At 68.7% G+C, this 1,122-nt stretch carries 1 protein-coding gene; it reads right to left on the bottom strand.

All coding sequences use genetic code 11. From position 1 onward, the window contains the following. Positions 1–22: 22 nt before the first annotated feature. Positions 23–1,122, bottom strand: a 1,100-nt coding sequence (locus AB0B91_RS66395; protein WP_358343336.1) for an IS701 family transposase, incomplete at its 5' end; no start/stop codon positions are given.

The raw sequence follows: 1,122 nt of genomic DNA on the forward strand, positions 1-1,122 counted from the left end.
CTAGTACGGCAGCCGCCATTTGTTAGTTGACCTGGATATATGCGGTGGTCAGGCGGGCTCGGTGATGGAACCAGCGGGCGCGTGCTTGATGGCGGCGTCTCCAGGCTGACCAATGCGCGGTGTGTTCCAGCGACGATGTGCGGGTGGTTGTGGCGTTGAACAGGTGCTTGATCTCGGCGACCGTCAGCGGGATCAGGCCGAGATCCTCGGGCGGCTGTTCGTCGGGGTGGCTGGGCGTCATGGCCTGGGTGTGGGTGCGGTGCCGGGCGGCCGCGGCGCTGGCCACGCAGACGGCCAGGGCAGCCATGACCAGCACGAGGTGCCGGAGAAGAGCCTCATAGAGGCGGACCTGGGATTCATCCAGGCCGAACAGGCTCTTGCCGGCCTCGAAACTCTCCTCCACCGGCCATCTCAACCCTGCGGCGGCGATCAGGCGGGGCAGCGTGACCGGTTGGCCGTCGGGGACGAAGCAGTAGTAGAACGCCAGTTCGCCGGTGGTGCGGTGCTTGCGGATGAGCAGGAAGTGGGCGGGGCTGGCGGTGGCGATCCAGGCCCAGGCGTAGGTGCGCTCGCCCTTGGAGCCGTCGCCGGCTGAGCGGATGACCCACCGGCGTTTCTGCTTCAAGTACGTGGCCACGGCCTGCTCGCAGGTCAGGCGGGTGCCGGCGTCGAGGGTGAGAGTGAAGGTGGCGCGGATGCGCAGGACGTAGGCCTGGCCGTGTTCTTCCAGGAAGGCGCGCAGCGTGGTGCAGGCGCCGTAGAACTCGTCACCGGCCACGAAGTCCAGGCGCACGTTGTCGGCGTAGGCCTCGCGCAGCAGGTCGCCGGCCAGTTCGCCCTTGGTGGCGAAGGTCAGATCCAGCGGCAGGCCGGTGGTGATGGCGGTGACGGGGTCGCTGATCTGCTCGGCGGGGATCCACTGCCGGGCACCGATCAGCGCATGCCCCACGCCGGCGCGCACGTAGGCCAGATAGACGGTGTTGATGCCGTTGTCGATGCCGCCGGCGCACCCCATGTGCTGGCGCTTGACGCCCGCCGTGGCCACGCCTTTCTTCTCCTGGCCGGACTCATCCAGCACGCCCACGGTCAGGCTTGCCGGCCGGGCGGCGGCATCGAGCCGGC

Source organism: Nonomuraea sp. NPDC049141 (assembly GCF_040648415.1).
Taxonomy (GTDB): domain Bacteria; phylum Actinomycetota; class Actinomycetes; order Streptosporangiales; family Streptosporangiaceae; genus Nonomuraea.